The sequence below is a fragment of the Azospirillum baldaniorum genome (assembly GCF_003119195.2).
Classification (GTDB): domain Bacteria; phylum Pseudomonadota; class Alphaproteobacteria; order Azospirillales; family Azospirillaceae; genus Azospirillum; species Azospirillum baldaniorum.
The window spans coordinates 375,379-390,671 of record NZ_CP022255.1 but is presented as its reverse complement, the minus strand read 5'-3'; the positions used below and the strand labels follow the sequence as shown (position 1 = coordinate 390,671).

The following is a 15,293-nucleotide window of genomic DNA, read 5'->3' as shown; positions in this document are numbered from 1 at the left end:
TGTGTCATTGATACTTGGCGTAAACCCAGAGCACGCGGGCGTTCTCGTCCCCCTCAGAGACCCAGAGATGGGGGGTGCTGGCGTCGTAATACATGGAATCGCCGGCTTCCAGACGCAGCGGCTCGTAGATCTGGCTGTGAACCACCAGTGTGCCGGAGAGGACGTGGAGGAACAGCTCCGCGTCGTACTTGGCCCATTCCGGATAGGCGTCGAGCGAGCGGGCGGCGACGGTGGTCATGATCGGACTCATGACCTTGTTCGTCAGATCCGGGCAGAGCCAGGCGTTGTTGCAGGTGCCGGTCGGGAAAGGGCGGCCCTCCCCCGACCGCGTCACCGAGCGGCGGCCGGCGACACGCAGCGCCGGGGTCGGCCCGCCGATGATCGCCGCCGCGTCCATGTCGAACCCGCCGGCGATCTTCTGGAGGGTGGTGACGGTCGGCGACAGCTCGTTCCGCTCGATCTTGGACAGGGTGGACACGCCGACCCCGGTGCGGTCGGCCGCCTGCTGGAGCGTCAGCCCCAGCCGCTTGCGCAGATTCTTCAGCCGGACGCCGAGGTCCAGTTCCCCGTCCGCCCCGCTCTGGGAAGGGGAGGAGGCCGCCGCGTCGGGCCTGTCGATCACATCCATTGCGTCGTCCGCCGCCTGTCGTGTCGCGATTCGTCGTACATGCCTGGTCGTCAGGGCGGGCCGCTTCATTGAGGGTCCTCGAACACAAGAACCTTTCCAGGATTCATCATATGGTCAGGGTCGAGCAACGCTTTGATCTGCGTCATCAGCCGGTAGCGCGCCGGGTCGATGGAGTCGGCGAGCCGTTTGCGGTTGCTGAGGCCGATCCCATGCTCCGCGCTGATCGAACCATCGCAGGCGAGCGTCGCCGTGTCGACAATCTCGTTGATCCGCCCCGCCGTCGCCTCGAAGTCGGCGCGGGAAGGAAAGGCGTCGTGATCGAAATGGATCACCGCATGCAGGTTGCCGTCGCCGACATGGCCGACGAACAACAGCCGCGCCTGCGGGAAGGCGGCGCGCACGCCGCGCTCCGTCTCCGCCGCGAAGTCGCCCAGCCGGTCGAGCGGCACCACGGTGTCGTAGGAGACGCTGATGCCGGAAACCTTGTTCGCTTCCGATACCGAATGGCGCAGGCGCCACAGCGCCTCGCGCTGCGCTTCGCTCCTGGGGATCACGGCGTCGGCGACGAGGCCGCGCTCCAGCGCGTCGGCAAGGCAATCCTCAAGAATTGAGGCCAGATCCATGGCGGCGAAGCTGTCCTCGGCCTCGATCAGCACGTACCAGGGGTGCGGCTCCGCGAAGGGCAGGGTGCTGCCGGGAATGTGGTCGAGCACGAGCTGCATCTGGGAGTGCGACATGACCTCGTAGGCGCTGACCCGGTCGCCGAGGCGGGAGCGGACGGAGGCCAGCAACTCCAGCGCCTGGTCGAGATGCCCGGCGCCAGCCATGGCGGTGGCGTTGGCCTGCGGCTGCGGGAACAGCTTCAGCACCGCCGCCGTGATGATGCCCAGCGTGCCTTCCGCCCCGATGAACAGGTGGCGCACGGCGTAGCCGCTGTTGTCCTTGCGCAGCCGTTTCAGGTCGTTCATCACCGAGCCGTCGGGAAGCACCACCTCCAGCCCCAGCACCATGTCGCGCATCGGGCCGTAGCGCAGGACCGCCGTGCCGCCGGCGTTGGTCGCGATGTTGCCGCCGATCTGGCAACTCCCCTCCGCCCCCAGGCTGAGCGGAAGGAGGCGCCCGGCCTCCTGTGCGCGGGCCTGCAGGTCGGCCAGGATGCAGCCGGCCTCCACCGTCATGGTGTTGTCCAGCGGGCTGACCTGCCGGACCCGGTTCAGCCGGTCGAGCCGCAGCACCACCGCCTCCTCCGAGAAGGGCGTGGCACCGCCGCACATGCCGGTGTTGCCGCCCTGCGGCACGATCTTCCCACCATGCTCGCGCACCAGCAGGACAGTCGCCGCCACCTGCTCCGTGTCCGCCGGATAGACGGCGCACAGCGCCGTGCCCTGGTAGCGGCCCCGCCAGTCGCGGGTCAGCGGTTCGAGGTCCGTCGCCTGCGTGACCACATGGCGCTCCCCCAGGAGCGTGCGCAGCGACGTCAGCAGAGCCTGTGGGTCACGCATCGGGCAGGTCCTTGTGGCTTCGGGGCCGGAGGAGGGGCGCCGGGGTGGAGGTCGGTGAGGCGGACAATCGGCCAGGACGATCGGACGTTGACGATACTGTTTCCTTATGTCTAGCATACGAAAAATTGTTCCCGAAAAGATAATTTTTGTCGGAGCAGCACCCAATGGGCACATCCTGCGAATCGTGCGATGCACGCGTCTTCCCGCGGAAACCGGGGAAATGGCGGTGACCGCGTCGCTCAACATCGCCGAGGCCCGGCAGCGGGCACGCGCCCGCCTCCCGCGCGGCCTGTTCGAGTACATCGACCGCGGAGCCGAGGACGAAACTGGCATCGCGACGAGCAAAACGGCACTCGACAGCCTCGTCTTCAAGCCGCGCGTTCTGGTGGACGTGTCGAAACGCGACGCCACCACCCGCCTGTTCGGGGTGGATCAGCCCATGCCGCTGGTCGTGGCGCCCACCGCCGTGGCCGGGCTGGTCTGGTACGACGGCGAGGTCGAACTGGCCAAGGCCGCCGCCGCGGTCGGCATTCCCTTCTGCGTCTCCACCCAGTCCATCACCTCCGTCGAGCGGATCGCCGGGGAATCCGGGGCGCGGCTGTGGTTCCAGCTCTATGTCTGGCGCAGCCGCGAGCGCACCCGCGAGCTGGTGCGGCGCGCCGAACGGGCCGGGGCGGAGGCCCTGGTCCTGACCGTGGACACGGCGGTGACGCCCAATCGCGAATACAACGTCCGCAACGGCTTCGGGATTCCGATCAAGCCGTCGGTGCGCGCCGGGCTGGACTGTCTCGCCCACCCGCGCTGGTTCGCCGGGGTTTTCGCCAAGTATCTGCGCAACGGCGGCGTGCCGACCTACGCCCACTATCCCGACGAGTTCCGCACCGCGCTGGGTCGGGTCGCCGTCGGCGACGAGATCGGCCTCGCCCAGGACGTGGGGTGGGGCGACGTGCGGAGCTTGCGGGACGCCTGGAAGGGCAAGCTGATTTTGAAGGGCGTGCTGCGCGCCGACGACGCGGAGAAGGCCGCCGAACTGGGGGTGGACGGGATCGTTGTGTCCAATCACGGCGCCCGCAACCTGGACCACGCCATCCACCCCGTGCGCTGTCTGACGGACATCGCCGAGCGGGTCGGCGACCGGGTGACCGTCCTGGCGGACAGCGGGGTGCGGCGCGGCAGCCACGTTGCCGGCTATCTGGGGCTCGGAGCGCAGGGCGTGCTGCTTGGCCGTGCCGTTCTCTACGGGCTGGCCACCGACGGGGCGGCCGGTGCGCAGGCGGTGCTGGAGATGATCCGGCGCGAGCTTCTGACCACCATGGGTTTCCTCGGCGCCCCGACCGTGGCCGACATCGTGGGGACGGTGGAACGGCCACGTTGACGTGTGTTGGCGCGCCAGATTTTATCGTATCATCACTTTTCATCCATGAAACGATTTGTTGTTGCAGCAAAAGGAAAAATAGGGTCACATCTCCGTTGTCGGAAGCGGGCGGGGCCGGATCGAGGTCTCACAAGGGACGCTCCATCGCCCCCGTTCCCTCCGGCACCCACCCGAGCGTTGATCCGGGTGCGGGTTCAGGCACGGATTTCCGGCGGTGCGCCGGTCTTTGTCGATTTCATCGGACTCGTTTCATCGCGCTTTTTCCGATCGTCCCGAACCGGCTTCCCGCATCGCGGGGGCGAGGCCGCCCTGCGGCCGCCACACACCCTTACGCCACGCCTCAAACGCCACGCTTAGGAAATCCGAGGACCCCATGGCACTCACCCATTCGGAGATCAGCGGCCTGTTCAGCGCCATCGTCACGCCGCTGACGGTCGACGGTTCCGTCGACATCGCCGGCCTGAAGCGGCTGGTGCGCCACCAGCTCGACGCCGGGGCGTCCGGCGTCGTGCCGATCGGCGGCACCGGCGAGTATCCCGCCCTGTCGCGGGACGAGCGCAAACGCGTGGTCGCCGCCTGCGTGGAGGAGGCCGGTGGCAAGCCGGTGATCCCCGGCGTGCTGTCCACCGGCTTCCAGGACGCGGTCGAAGCCGGGCGCGACTTCGCCGCCGCCGGGGCCGCCGCGGTGATGACCGTCACCCCTTATTACGCCGCCGGCACCCAGGAGGGCATGCGCGCCTATTTCCGCGCCTACCGCGACGCGGTGGACCTGCCGGTCATGCTCTACCAGATCCCCCGCCGCACCACCGTGGCGGTCACCGCCGAGGGCGTGCAGGCGATGGCGGAGGACGGCTCCATCATCGGCATGAAGTTCTCCTCCTACGACATGCCGGAATTCATCAAGACGATGAAGTACGCCGGCGACAAGATCTCGGTGCTGAGCGGCGAGGAACCGCTGTTCGCCACCCACGTCGCGCTGGGCGCGCGGGGCGGCGTGCTGGCCTCGGCGACCATCTACCCGAAGATCTGGCTGCGCATCTTCGCGCTGGCGCGCGCCGGCAAGCTGAACGAGGCGCTGGCCGAGCAGACCCAGATCGACCCGGTGGTGAATTCCATCTTCCTGGAAACCAACCCCGGCCCGCTGAAGGCCTTCATGGCGATGGCCGGCATGCCGGTCGGCGGGGTGCGGCTGCCGCTGACCGCGCCGACCGCCGAAACCACCGAGAAGCTCCAGGCCGTCGCGCGGCACGCGCGCGACATCGCGCTCGCCTGACGGCCGAAAAGAACACTCCGGGCGCCCCGGCTTCTTTCTCGAGAGCGCCCCAACAACGCGAAGCCGCGGCGGCGGCCGGTCAACGAACACGGAATGGCCCGAAGACACGTCACGACACACACGTCACGACACATCCGGTCGGACAGCCCGACGGACCACAAGGGAGACGGACATGGTGAATCGCAGGGAACTGGCTGGGTTTCTGGGCGCCGGCGCGGCGGTCGGGGCTTTCGGGGCCACCATGGCGGCGGGCATCGCCCCGGCCGCGGCGCAGGAGGGCGGCAGCTCCTTCGACCGGGTCCTGAAGGCCAAGAAGCTGCGCATCGGCGGTGTGGCGACCGGCGCCCCCTGGATCATGAAGGACCAGACGACCGGCCAGTGGTCGGGTCAGTTCTGGGACATCGGGTCGGCGCTCGCCGCCGACATGGACGTCGGCATCGAGGTGGTCGAGACCACCTGGGGCAACGCCATCCTCGATCTCCAGGCCAACAAGATCGACGTCATGTTCGGCATGAACCCGACGCCCAAACGCGCCCTGGCCGTCGACTTCACGGTGCCGGTCTACAACAGCGCCCTGGTCGTCATCGCCAAGCCGGGCTTCGAGCCGAAGAGCTGGGCCGACATGAACAAGCCGGAGGTGAAGATCGCGGTGGACGTCGGTTCCGCCCACGACCAAGTGGCCAGCCGCCTCTGCCCGAACGCCCAGATCATCCGCTTCAAGTCGCTGGACGAGGCGACGCTGGCCGTGCGCAGCGGCCGGGCCGACGCCCAGTCGATCTTCTGGATGGGCGGCGTGCGCGCGGTGAAGCGCGACCCGTCGCTGGGCAAGGTGATCGTGCCGCGCCCGATCTTCGGCTCCACCTCCAACGCGGCGGTGCGGCGCGAGCCGGACAAGACCCTGCGCGACTTCGTGAACACCTGGATCGTCTACGCCCAGGGCCTGGGTCTGATCCGCGAAGCGGTGGTGAACAGCCTCGCCAAGGTGGACATCGCCATGAGCGACATCCCGGAAGGCATCACCTTCTAAAGCGAACGTCCGTTCGCTTTAGAGTCACATCGCCTCACTCGCCGGCGGGCTTCGGCCGCACGTGCGGCCGGGACCGCCGTCGCGGTCCAAAGCGGATTGCAATCCGCTTTGAAGGAACCTGTCGATGAATTTGGGTTCCGATGGCGCACGGCGGCCGGCCCCGCGGGGATTCGGCCGCCGTTCCGAAGTTTTGCAAGCAGGCCCGCCATGTACACCTTCAACTTCGAGATGCTCTGGGGATACCGCTGGCTGTTCCTCAACGGCACGCTGGTCACCATCGGCCTGACGGCCGCCGTCGTCGTGCTGGGCCTGCTGCTCGGGCTGGTCGGCGGGCTGGCCCAGCTCTCGCGCTTCGCGGTGCTGCGCTGGATCTCCTGGGCCTACATCGAGCTGTTCCGCTGCACGCCCCTGCTGGTGCAGCTTCTGTGGTTCTACTACGCGCTGCCGATGCTGACCGGCATCCAGATCGACGCGGTGACGGCCTCCGTCCTCACCCTGTCGCTCTACGGCGGGTCCTTCTACGCGGAGGTGATCCGGGGCGGTGTGGTCTCCATCGAGGCGGGACAGACGGAGGCCGGGCTGGCGCTCGGCATGACGCCGGCCAAGGTGATGCGACGCATCGTGCTGCCCCAGGCGGTCAAGCGCATGATCCCGCCGCTGATGAACCAGTCGATCATCCAGTTCAAGAACACTTCGCTGGTCTCGGTGGTGGCGGTGCCGGACCTTCTCTACCAGGGGCAGGTCGCCGCGACGGACACCTTCCGCCCTCTGGAGGTCTATACCATCGTCGCGCTGATCTACTTCGTCGTGCTGGTCCCCCTGACGGCCATCGTGAAGCGGGGCGAGAAGCAGCTCCAGACCGGTCATTAAGGTCCGGGTCACTGACGTTCCCCCGGCGATCCAACGCGAGAGGGCCTTTCCCATGAGCATTCCCAAGATCGAAGTCGCCGGGCTGAGGAAGCAATTCGGCGAACTGGTCGTCCTGCGCGACATCACCCTGAAGGTCGACCCCGGAGCCGTGGTGGCGCTGATCGGCCCCTCGGGGTCGGGCAAGTCCACCCTGCTGCGCTGCCTGAATCTGCTGGTGGTGCCCAACGGCGGCCGCATCCGCATCGGCGGTGATGCCTTCGACTTCGAGACGGGGAAGGCGCTGCCCCGGCCCAAGGCGCAGGCGAAGTTCCGCTCCAACACCGGCATGGTGTTCCAGCACTTCAACCTGTTCCCGCACATGACCGTGCTGGGCAACGTGATGGAGGGGCCGGTCTCCGCCAAGAACATGCCGAAGGCGCAGGCCGAGGCCATCGGGCGCCGGCTGCTCGCCAAGGTCGGGCTGGCCGACAAGGCCGAGGCCTACCCGGACCGGCTGTCCGGCGGGCAGAAGCAGCGCGTAGCCATCGCCCGCGCGCTCGCCATGGAGCCGGAGGTGATGCTGTTCGACGAGGCGACCTCCGCCCTCGATCCCGAGCTGGTGTCGGAGGTGCTGGGGGTGATGCGCGACCTCGCCGCCGAGGGCATGACGATGATCATCGTGACCCACGAGATCGCCTTCGCCCGCGAGGTCGCCGACCGCGTGATCTTCATGCGCGACGGCGTGATCGTGGAGGAGGGGCCGGCGCGCGACGTCATCGACCGGCCACAGCAGGAGGCTACACGCGCCTTCCTCAGCCATTTCCACACGCGCGGCTGAGGGGGCTGAACCGGCGTCAGTCCTGATCGGGCAGGCGGAAGGTGGCGACGGCGTCGCGGAACCCACCCAGGAAATCCTGCGCGAGGGTGGACAGCGACCGCTGCGCCGAATGCAGCACCGCCATTTCGAAGGTGATGGCCGGTTCGAAGGGGCGGATGGCGACGCCGCGCCCCGCATACTCCTGCGCCGTGAAGGGATCGACGATGGAGATTCCCGCCCCGGCGGCGACCATGGCGCAGGCGATCATGGTGAGTTGCGTCTCCACCCGCATGGTCCGGGCGACACCGTGCTCGGCAAACATCGCGTCGATGGAATAGCGCATCAGCGTGGCGGCGCCGAGCGCGATGAACGCCTCGCCCGCGAAGTCCTCCGGGACCAGCCGCTTGCGCGCGGCCAGGGGATGGTTGCTCGGCACCACGGCGACCGCCCGCACCCGCGGCATCCGCTCGCACAGCACCGTCGCGTGCTCCACCGCCGACTGGCCGAAGCCCAGCTCGCACTGGCCGGCGGCCACCCAATCGAGCACCTGGGGGGAGCTGCTGCCCCACAGCGACACGTCCACCCGCGGCCGCTCCTCAAGGAAGCGGGCGACGAAGCGCGGCAGGAAGCCGATGGCCATCGCCGGCATGGCGGCCACCCGCAGCGTGCCCGCCCGCCGCTCCTGGAGGTCGCGCGCCGCCTGCTCGATCCGCTCCAGCCCGACGAAGGACCGCTCCACCTCCTGGTACAGCGACATGGCCTCGCTGGTCGGCGCGATGCGCGAGCCACGCCGCTCGAACAAGGTCAGCTTCAGCGCGTATTGCAGGTCGGCGATCAGGCGGCTGACCGCCGGCTGGGAGATGTTCAGAAGCTCCGCCGCCGCGGTGATCCCGCCGGTCAGCATGACGGCGCGGAACGCCTCGATCTGGCGGGGATTGAGCATTCCGGTGCGGTCCAAGGGTGTCAGATGCGTTGCAGTATAACATTCAGTTATAGACACCACAAACAATTCGATTTGACGATTATGCCAGCGGGGCGCGACGCTCCGGGGGTGCGACAAAACGCGCACCGCTGGGAAACGAACCAGAACAGGAGAGGGACAGATGCGAGCGTTGGTGTACGGCCTGATGGCAACCGCCGCCCTGGGATGCGGCGCCGCGCAGGCGCAGCAGAAGACCCTGTATGTCGCCGCCTACGGCGGGTCCTTCGAACAGACCATGCGCAAGGACATCATCCCGGCCTTCGAGAGCAAGACGGGCGTGAAGGTCGAGTATGTCGCCGGCAACTCCACCGACAACCTCGCCAAGCTCCAGGCCCAGAAGGGCAACCAGCAGATCGACGTGGTGATCCTGGACGACGGCCCGATGTACCAGGCGGTGGCGCTGGGCTTCTGCACCGACATCGCCAAGGCGCCGGTCTACGACGACCTCTACGATCTGGCGAAGATCCCCTCGGGCAAGGCGGTCAGCGTCGGCGCGGTCGGCACCGGCATCGTCTACAACAAAAAGGTCTTCGACGAGAACGGCTGGGCCGCCCCCGCCTCCTGGAAGGACATCGAGGACGCCAAGTTCCGCAAGAAGCTGGTCGTCCCGCCGATCAACAACAGCTACGGCCTGCACGCGCTGGTGATGATGGCGCGGCTCGACGGCGGCGGCGAGAAGAACATCGACCCCGGCTTCAAGGCTTTCAAGGACAAGGTGAACCCGAACGTGCTCGCCTACGAGCCGTCGCCGGGCAAGATGACCGAGCTGTTCCAGAGCGGGCAGGCCACCGTCGCCGTCTGGGGCTCGGGCCGCGCCAAGGCGCTGGCCGACACCGGCTTCCCCGCCGCCTTCGTCTACCCCAAGGAGGGCGGCGTCGTGCTGGCCTCGGCGGCCTGCGCCATCACCGGCAGCAAGCAGGCGGCGGAAGCCCAGCAGTTCATCCAGCACATGCTGTCGCCCGAGGTGCAGACCGTGATGGCGACCGGCGCCGGCTTCGGCCCGGTCAACAAGACCGTCACCCTGACCGCCGACCAGCAGGTGGGCATCCCCTACGGCCCCGAGCAGATGGGCAAGCTGCTGGTGGTCGACTGGGACACCATCAACGCCAACCGCGAGGCCTGGAACAAGCGCTGGACCCGCGAGATCGAGCGCTGACCCCCGCATCCGGCCCGCACCCGCGGCGGGCCGGACTTTTCCAGGCTCCTTGGTGGGAGACGACGCCATGCCTTACCTTGTCCTCGATCGGCTGACCAAGCGGTTCGGCCCCTGGGTCGCCGTCGACAACCTGTCCCTGACGGTGGAGAAGGGGGAGCTGGTCTCGCTGCTCGGTCCGTCGGGCTGCGGCAAGACCACGACGCTCCAGATGATCGCCGGCTTCCTCGACCCCAGCGCCGGGCGCGTCACGCTGGACGGCGCCGACCTGCTGGCCAGGAAGCCCAACGAGCGCGGGCTCGGCATCGTCTTCCAGAGCTACGCCCTGTTCCCCCACATGACGGCGGCGGAGAACGTCGCCTTCGGGCTGGAGATGCGCGGCATCCCGCGCGCCGACCGCGACCGCATGGTGCGCGACGCGCTCCAGCTCGTCGGGCTGGGGGCCTTCGGCGACCGCTACCCGCGGCGCATGTCCGGCGGCCAGCAGCAGCGCGTGGCGCTGGCCCGCGCCATGGTCATCAAGCCGAGCCTGCTGCTGCTCGACGAGCCGCTGTCCAACCTCGACGCCAAGATGCGCGAGGAGATGCAGATCGAGCTTCGGCGCATCCAGCGCAGCGTCGGCACCACCATGATCCTCGTCACCCACGATCAGGCGGAGGCGATGGCCTTGTCCGACCGGGTGGTCATCATGAACAAGGGCCGGGTCGAGCAGGTCGCCGCCCCGCAGGACGCCTACGACAACCCGGCCAGCGCCTTCGTCGCCAACTTCCTCGGCCGCACCAACCTGCTCCAGGGTGTGGTGCGCCGCGACGGCGCCGGGCGGCGCATCGACGTGGCCGGAACGGCGTGGCCGGTCGCTGCGGAGCTGCCGGACGGCCCCGGCCTGCTGACCGTGCGGCCGGAGAAGGTCCGCTTCGTGGACGGCGGCGGCGTGCCGGGCCTCGTCCGGGCGCGGGTCTTTCAGGGAACCCAATGGCTGTTCGAAATCCGCACGGAGGCCGGCGACCTGACGGTGATCCGCCAGCACGACGGCCAAACCCTGCCGGCCGAAAACGAGCCGGTCATGCTCGGCTGGCGGGCGGAGGACATGCGCGTGATGGCGGGTGAGGCATGACCGCCGTGGACGCTCACAAATCACTGATCGACTCCCCGGACACGGATACGGCGGCCGATGCCCCGCCGCCGCGGCCGGAGCGGCGTCCGCTGGCGCCCTACCTGCTCAGCCTGCCGGCGCTGGCTCTGTTCGCGGTGCTGCTGCTGGTGCCGCTGGTCATGACCGGGCTGCTGTCGCTGAACAGCTTCGGATTCTACACGGGCATCCAGGACGTCTGGCAGCTCGGCAACTACATCGACATCGTCACCGACGACTATTTCCACGAAATCTTCCTGCGCACCTTCCGCATCGCTGTGGTGGTGACCCTGCTCTGCGCCGTGCTCGGCGCGCCGGAGGCCTACATCCTGCGCCGCATGCGGTCGCCCTGGCGCGGCCTGTGCCTGCTGGTCGTCCTGGGGCCGCTGCTGATCTCGGTGGTGTCACGCACGCTCGGCTGGGCGCTGCTGTTCGGCTCCACCGGCATCATCAACACGGCGCTGATGGCGGTTGGGCTGATCGCGACGCCGATCGAGTTCATGTACACCGAGACCGGCGTCATCATCGCGCTGACCCACGTGCTGGTGCCCTTCATGGTGCTGTCGGTCTGGGCGTCGCTGCAGCGGCTCGACCCGCAGGTCGAGAATGCCGCGCTGTCGCTGGGGGCCAAGCCCTTCACGGTGCTGCGCCGCGTGGTGCTGCCGCAGGTGGTGCCGGGCATCCTGTCGGGTTCGATCATCGTCTTCGCGCTGGCCGCAAGTGCCTTCGCCACCCCGGCGATCATCGGCGGGCGGCGGTTGAAGGTGGCGGCGACGCTGGCCTACGACGAGTTTCTGAACACGCTGAACTGGCCGCTGGGCGCCGCCATCGCGATCCTTCTGCTGCTCGCCAACATCGTGATCATCGTCGGCTGCAACCGGCTGGTCGAACGTCGCTACAAGCAGGTGTTCGAATGAACCGCAACGGCCCCGTCGCCCTGGTCTTCCACACGCTGTTCCTGGCCTTCCTGCTGGCGCCGATCCTGGTGGTCTGCGTGGTCGCCTTCACCTCGCAGGGCTATCTGTCGCTGCCGACCGAGGGGCTGTCGCTGCGCTGGTTCAAGGCCATCGGCGACAACCCGGAATTCGCGCGGGCCTTCCGCGACAGCCTGCTGCTGGGGGCGGTCAGTTCCACCATCGCGGTGGCCTTCTCGGTCCCGGCGGCGCTGGCCATCGCCCGCCACCAGTTCCGCGGGCGCGAGGCGATCACCGCGCTGTTCCTGTCGCCGCTGATGGTGCCGCACATCGTGCTGGGCATCGCCTTCCTGCGCTTCTTCACGCAGATCGGGCTGGGCGGCACCTTCGCCGGGCTGGTGCTGAGCCATGTGGTCATCATCCTGCCCTTCGCGCTGCGGCTGATCCTGGCGGCCTCCACCGGCATGGACCGCTCCATCGAGAACGCCGCGGCCTCGCTCGGCGCCACCTCCTGGACGACCTTCCGGCGGGTGACGCTGCCGCTGATCCTGCCGGGCGTGGCGAGCGGCTGGGTGCTGGCCTTCATCAACAGTTTCGACGAGGTGACGATGACCGTCTTCATCGCCTCGCCCGAGACGACGACGCTGCCGGTGCGTCTCTTCCTCTACATCCAGGACAACATCGACCCGCTGGTCGCCGCGGTGTCCGCCTCGCTGATCTTCATGACGGTGGCGGCGATGCTGGTGCTCGACCGGCTCTACGGACTTGAGAGGCTGCTGGTCGGCCGCGGACAGGAGTGAGCGTCACCATGACCGAGAGAACGAGGTCCGACTGCGACGTCGCCGTGATCGGCGGCGGGCTGGTCGGGTCGGCCATCGCCTGGGGCCTCGCCCAGCAGGGGCAGACGGTCGCCGTCCTTGACGAGGGGGACGTGGCCGTCCGCCCGTCGCGCGGCAACTTCGCCCTGGTCTGGGTGCAGGGCAAGGGGCTGGGCCTACCGGAATACGCCGGCTGGACCAAGATGTCCTCCGACACCTGGACCGGCTTCGCCGAGCGGCTTCAGGAGCAGACCGGGATCGACGTGTGCTACCGCCGGCCGGGCGGTTTCCTGCCCCTGCTGTCGGAGGAGGAGATGGAGCGGCGCGCCGGCCAGCTCCGCCGCCTGCACAACCAGCCGAACGTCGTCCGCTACGACTACGAGATGATGGACCGCGCCGCCGTGGCGAAGGAGATGCCCTTCATCGGCAAGGACGTGGTCGGGGCGAGCTACTGCCCGCTCGACGGTCATTGCAACTCGCTGAAGCTGCTGCGCGCGCTGCACACCGGGATGGTCCGGTCCGGCATGTCCTACCGTCCGCACCACCGGGTGGAGCGGATCGAGCCGCGCGACGGCGGGTTCCGCATGGTCACCGCCTCGGGGGACGAGGTGCGGTCGGGCAAGGTGGTCATCGCCGCCGGGCACGACGCGCGCCGGCTGGCCCCGATGGTCGGGCTCGACGCCCCGGTACGGCCGGAGCGCGGCCACATCATCGTGACGGAGAAGACCGCCCCCTTCCTGAAGTTTCCTGTCGGTTTCATCCGCCAGACCGACGAGGGCGGCGTGATGATCGGCGACAGCTTCGAGGATGCCGGGCTCGACACCACGGTGCGCAACGGCGTCACCTCGACCATCGCCGACCGCGCGCTGCGCATCTTCCCGCTGCTCGGCAAGCTGAACGTGGTGCGGACCTGGGCGGCGCTGCGCGTGCTGACCCCGGACGGCTTCCCGATCTACGAGCAGTCCACCACCATGCCCGGCGCCTTCGTCGCCACCTGCCACAGCGGCGTGACGCTCGCCGCCAACCACGCGCTGGCGCTGGCGCCGCACATCGCCGCCGGCACCCTGCCCGACGAATTCTCGGCCTTCAGCGCCCGGAGGTTCCATGTTCCAGCGGTTGCCTGACGCGGGCGGAGAGCGCGTCTCCTTCACCATCGACGGCCGCCCGGCCGAGGCGCTGTCCGGCGACAGCGTCGCCGCCGCCCTGATCGCCAACGGGGTCGGCGCCTGCCGGACCACCCCGGTGTCCGGCGCCCCGCGCGGCCCCTACTGCATGATGGGCGTGTGCTTCGACTGTCTGGTGACCATCGACGGCACCGGAAACCAGCAGGGCTGCCAGATCCGCGTCCGCCCCGGCATGCGGGTGGAGACCCAGAACGGCAAGCGGGAGATCGAGCGGTGACCGACCTGAAGCCTCGTTACGATCTGGCGGTGATCGGCGCCGGCCCGGCCGGCCTCGCCGCCGCCACGCTGGCCGCCCAGCGCGGCCTGTCCACCGTCCTGCTCGACGAGCAGGCGGCTCCCGGCGGCCAGATCTACCGCGCCATCACCCGCTCGCCGGTGAGGAATCCCAGCGTCCTCGGGACCGACTACTGGCACGGCGCCGATCTGGTCGGGCCGTTCCGCGACAGCGGCGCCGACTATCTGCCCGGTGCGGCGGTGTGGAGCGTCTCGCGCACGCTCGACATCGGCCTGTCGCGCGACGGTGCGGCGCGAATCCTGCCGGCGCGGCACGTCATCCTGGCGACCGGCGCGCTGGAGCGGCCCTTCCCGGTTCCCGGCTGGACGCTGCCGGGCGTGATGGGGGCGGGAGCGGCGCAGATCCTGCTCAAGACCTCCGGCCTCGTCGCCTCGGGCAACGTGGTCATGGCCGGCACCGGGCCGCTGCTCTGGCTGCTCGCCTGGCAGTATCTGCGGGCCGGCGCGCGCATCGACGCGATCCTCGACACCACGCCGCGGGAGAACTGGCGTCAGGCCATGCCGCTCCTGCCGGCCTTCGCCCGCTCCGGCTATGTCGGCAAGGGGCTGAAGCTGCTGCTGGAGGTCCGGCGCAAGGTCAAGGTGATCGGCAACGTCTCCGCCCTGCGCGCCGAGGGTGACGGGCGGGTGCAGACGGTCGTTTATCGCCAGGGGAACGGCGCCGAGCAGCGCCTTCCGGCCGACACGCTCCTCCTGCACCACGGGGTGATCCCCAACATCAACCTCGCCAACGCCATCGGCTGCGCCCAGTCCTGGGACGAGGCGCAGCGCTGCTGGGTGCCGGACGTCGACGGCTGGGGCGCCACGTCGGTGGAGGGAGTCTCCATCGCTGGCGATGGGGCCGGCATCGGCGGCGCGCTGGCGGCGGAGCACCGCGGCCGGCTGACGGCGCTGGACACCCTGCACCGGCTGGGCGCCATCGACCGCGCCACCCGCGACCGCGACGCCGCCCCCCACCGTGAGGCGCTGGACCGGGCGCTGCGCGGCCGCGACTTCCTCGACGCGCTCTACCGGCCGGGCAAGGATTTCCGTGTCCCCGCCGACGACACCATCGTCTGCCGTTGCGAGGAGGTGACGGCGGGGCAGGTGCGCGACGCCGTGAAGCTGGGCGTCAGCGGGCCGAACCAGACCAAGTCCTTCCTGCGCTGCGGCATGGGGCCGTGCCAGGGGCGGCTGTGCGGCCCAACCGTGGTCGAGGTCATCGCCGACGCCCGCGGCGTCTCCCCGGCGGAGGTCGGCTATTACCGGCTGCGCCCGCCGGTGAAGCCGATCACGCTGGCCGAACTCGCCTCGCTGCCCAAGGCCGAGGACGAGGTGGCCGCCGTGATGCACCACTGACGGGGCAGGG

General features: G+C 69.1%; 15 protein-coding genes. 12 read left to right on the top strand and 3 right to left on the bottom strand.

Features of this window, described 5'->3' with window-relative positions:
- Positions 1-4: 4 nt before the first annotated feature.
- On the bottom strand, positions 5-628 hold the full coding sequence (locus tag Sp245p_RS24035) for a helix-turn-helix domain-containing protein (RefSeq protein WP_041813767.1): 624 nt from the start codon (positions 626-628) through the stop codon (positions 5-7).
- Positions 629-693: 65 nt separating this feature from the next.
- A complete protein-coding gene (locus tag Sp245p_RS24030; protein ID WP_014199004.1) occupies positions 694-2,130 on the bottom strand; it encodes an FAD-binding oxidoreductase in 1,437 nt (478 codons plus the stop codon).
- 220 nt (positions 2,131-2,350) lie between these two features.
- Here Sp245p_RS24030 and Sp245p_RS24025 point away from each other — a divergent pair, with 220 nt between their 5' ends.
- The 5 genes from Sp245p_RS24025 (at position 2,351) to Sp245p_RS24005 (ending at position 7,492) form a co-directional block, all read left to right on the top strand.
- Positions 2,351-3,505, top strand: coding sequence for an alpha-hydroxy acid oxidase (locus tag Sp245p_RS24025; protein WP_014199006.1), 1,155 nt, complete (start codon positions 2,351-2,353; stop codon positions 3,503-3,505).
- A 373-nt stretch (positions 3,506-3,878) separates the two neighbouring features.
- On the top strand, positions 3,879-4,778 hold the full coding sequence (gene dapA, locus Sp245p_RS24020; RefSeq protein WP_014199007.1) for a 4-hydroxy-tetrahydrodipicolinate synthase: 900 nt from the start codon (positions 3,879-3,881) through the stop codon (positions 4,776-4,778).
- Positions 4,779-4,950: 172 nt separating this feature from the next.
- Positions 4,951-5,805, top strand: coding sequence for a transporter substrate-binding domain-containing protein (locus Sp245p_RS24015; RefSeq protein ID WP_014199008.1), 855 nt, complete (start codon positions 4,951-4,953; stop codon positions 5,803-5,805).
- 207 nt (positions 5,806-6,012) lie between these two features.
- Complete coding sequence (locus Sp245p_RS24010) at positions 6,013-6,675, top strand: amino acid ABC transporter permease (protein WP_014199009.1); 663 nt, start codon at positions 6,013-6,015, stop codon at positions 6,673-6,675.
- Positions 6,676-6,727: 52 nt separating this feature from the next.
- Positions 6,728-7,492, top strand: coding sequence for an amino acid ABC transporter ATP-binding protein (locus tag Sp245p_RS24005; RefSeq protein WP_014199010.1), 765 nt, complete (start codon positions 6,728-6,730; stop codon positions 7,490-7,492).
- Between the two features lie 16 nt (positions 7,493-7,508).
- Here Sp245p_RS24005 and Sp245p_RS24000 read toward each other — a convergent pair whose 3' ends face one another.
- Entirely contained in the window at positions 7,509-8,414 is a 906-nt protein-coding gene (locus Sp245p_RS24000) for a LysR substrate-binding domain-containing protein (RefSeq protein WP_014199011.1), read from the bottom strand.
- 160 nt (positions 8,415-8,574) lie between these two features.
- Here Sp245p_RS24000 and Sp245p_RS23995 point away from each other — a divergent pair, with 160 nt between their 5' ends.
- The 7 genes from Sp245p_RS23995 to Sp245p_RS23965 all read left to right on the top strand — a co-directional run bounded on the left by Sp245p_RS23995 (position 8,575) and on the right by Sp245p_RS23965 (position 15,283).
- Positions 8,575-9,609 (top strand): ABC transporter substrate-binding protein, encoded by a 1,035-nt coding sequence (locus Sp245p_RS23995; RefSeq protein ID WP_014199012.1) that lies wholly within the window; start codon positions 8,575-8,577, stop codon positions 9,607-9,609.
- A 67-nt stretch (positions 9,610-9,676) separates the two neighbouring features.
- Positions 9,677-10,720, top strand: a complete 1,044-nt coding sequence (locus Sp245p_RS23990; protein WP_109138963.1) for an ABC transporter ATP-binding protein — start codon at positions 9,677-9,679, stop codon at positions 10,718-10,720.
- Positions 10,717-11,652: an ABC transporter permease gene (locus Sp245p_RS23985; RefSeq protein WP_014199015.1), complete on the top strand. Its 936-nt coding sequence runs from the start codon at positions 10,717-10,719 to the stop codon at positions 11,650-11,652. The genes Sp245p_RS23990 and Sp245p_RS23985 overlap by 4 nt, the downstream gene beginning before the upstream one ends.
- Positions 11,649-12,449 (top strand): ABC transporter permease, encoded by an 801-nt coding sequence (locus Sp245p_RS23980; protein ID WP_040137502.1) that lies wholly within the window; start codon positions 11,649-11,651, stop codon positions 12,447-12,449. Before Sp245p_RS23985 ends, Sp245p_RS23980 begins: the two co-directional genes overlap by 4 nt.
- Positions 12,450-12,457: 8 nt before the next feature.
- Complete coding sequence (locus Sp245p_RS23975; RefSeq protein ID WP_109139032.1) at positions 12,458-13,591, top strand: NAD(P)/FAD-dependent oxidoreductase; 1,134 nt, start codon at positions 12,458-12,460, stop codon at positions 13,589-13,591.
- Positions 13,572-13,868, top strand: a complete 297-nt coding sequence (locus Sp245p_RS23970; protein ID WP_014199018.1) for a (2Fe-2S)-binding protein — start codon at positions 13,572-13,574, stop codon at positions 13,866-13,868. Before Sp245p_RS23975 ends, Sp245p_RS23970 begins: the two co-directional genes overlap by 20 nt.
- Before the next feature lie 5 nt (positions 13,869-13,873).
- The gene (locus Sp245p_RS23965) at positions 13,874-15,283 is read left to right on the top strand and encodes an FAD/NAD(P)-dependent oxidoreductase (RefSeq protein ID WP_109139031.1); all 1,410 of its coding nucleotides are present in this window, start codon (positions 13,874-13,876) and stop codon (positions 15,281-15,283) included.
- Positions 15,284-15,293 lie beyond the last annotated feature (10 nt).

Bases quoted from the DNA above. Each gene is read 5' to 3' on its own strand.
- Sp245p_RS23990 (WP_109138963.1), top strand. From the start codon at position 9,677: ATGCCTTACCTTGTCCTCGATCGGCTGACCAAGCGGTTCGGCCCCTGG.
- Sp245p_RS23985 (WP_014199015.1), top strand. From the start codon at position 10,717: ATGACCGCCGTGGACGCTCACAAATCACTGATCGACTCCCCGGACACG.
- Sp245p_RS24025 (WP_014199006.1), top strand. From the start codon at position 2,351: ATGGCGGTGACCGCGTCGCTCAACATCGCCGAGGCCCGGCAGCGGGCA.
- Sp245p_RS24010 (WP_014199009.1), top strand. From the start codon at position 6,013: ATGTACACCTTCAACTTCGAGATGCTCTGGGGATACCGCTGGCTGTTC.
- Sp245p_RS23970 (WP_014199018.1), top strand. From the start codon at position 13,572: ATGTTCCAGCGGTTGCCTGACGCGGGCGGAGAGCGCGTCTCCTTCACC.
- Sp245p_RS24000 (WP_014199011.1), bottom strand. From the start codon at position 8,414: ATGCTCAATCCCCGCCAGATCGAGGCGTTCCGCGCCGTCATGCTGACC.
- Sp245p_RS23980 (WP_040137502.1), top strand. From the start codon at position 11,649: ATGAACCGCAACGGCCCCGTCGCCCTGGTCTTCCACACGCTGTTCCTG.
- Sp245p_RS24015 (WP_014199008.1), top strand. From the start codon at position 4,951: ATGGTGAATCGCAGGGAACTGGCTGGGTTTCTGGGCGCCGGCGCGGCG.
- dapA (WP_014199007.1), top strand. From the start codon at position 3,879: ATGGCACTCACCCATTCGGAGATCAGCGGCCTGTTCAGCGCCATCGTC.
- Sp245p_RS23975 (WP_109139032.1), top strand. From the start codon at position 12,458: ATGACCGAGAGAACGAGGTCCGACTGCGACGTCGCCGTGATCGGCGGC.
- Sp245p_RS24005 (WP_014199010.1), top strand. From the start codon at position 6,728: ATGAGCATTCCCAAGATCGAAGTCGCCGGGCTGAGGAAGCAATTCGGC.
- Sp245p_RS24030 (WP_014199004.1), bottom strand. From the start codon at position 2,130: ATGCGTGACCCACAGGCTCTGCTGACGTCGCTGCGCACGCTCCTGGGG.
- Sp245p_RS24035 (WP_041813767.1), bottom strand. From the start codon at position 628: ATGGATGTGATCGACAGGCCCGACGCGGCGGCCTCCTCCCCTTCCCAG.
- Sp245p_RS23995 (WP_014199012.1), top strand. From the start codon at position 8,575: ATGCGAGCGTTGGTGTACGGCCTGATGGCAACCGCCGCCCTGGGATGC.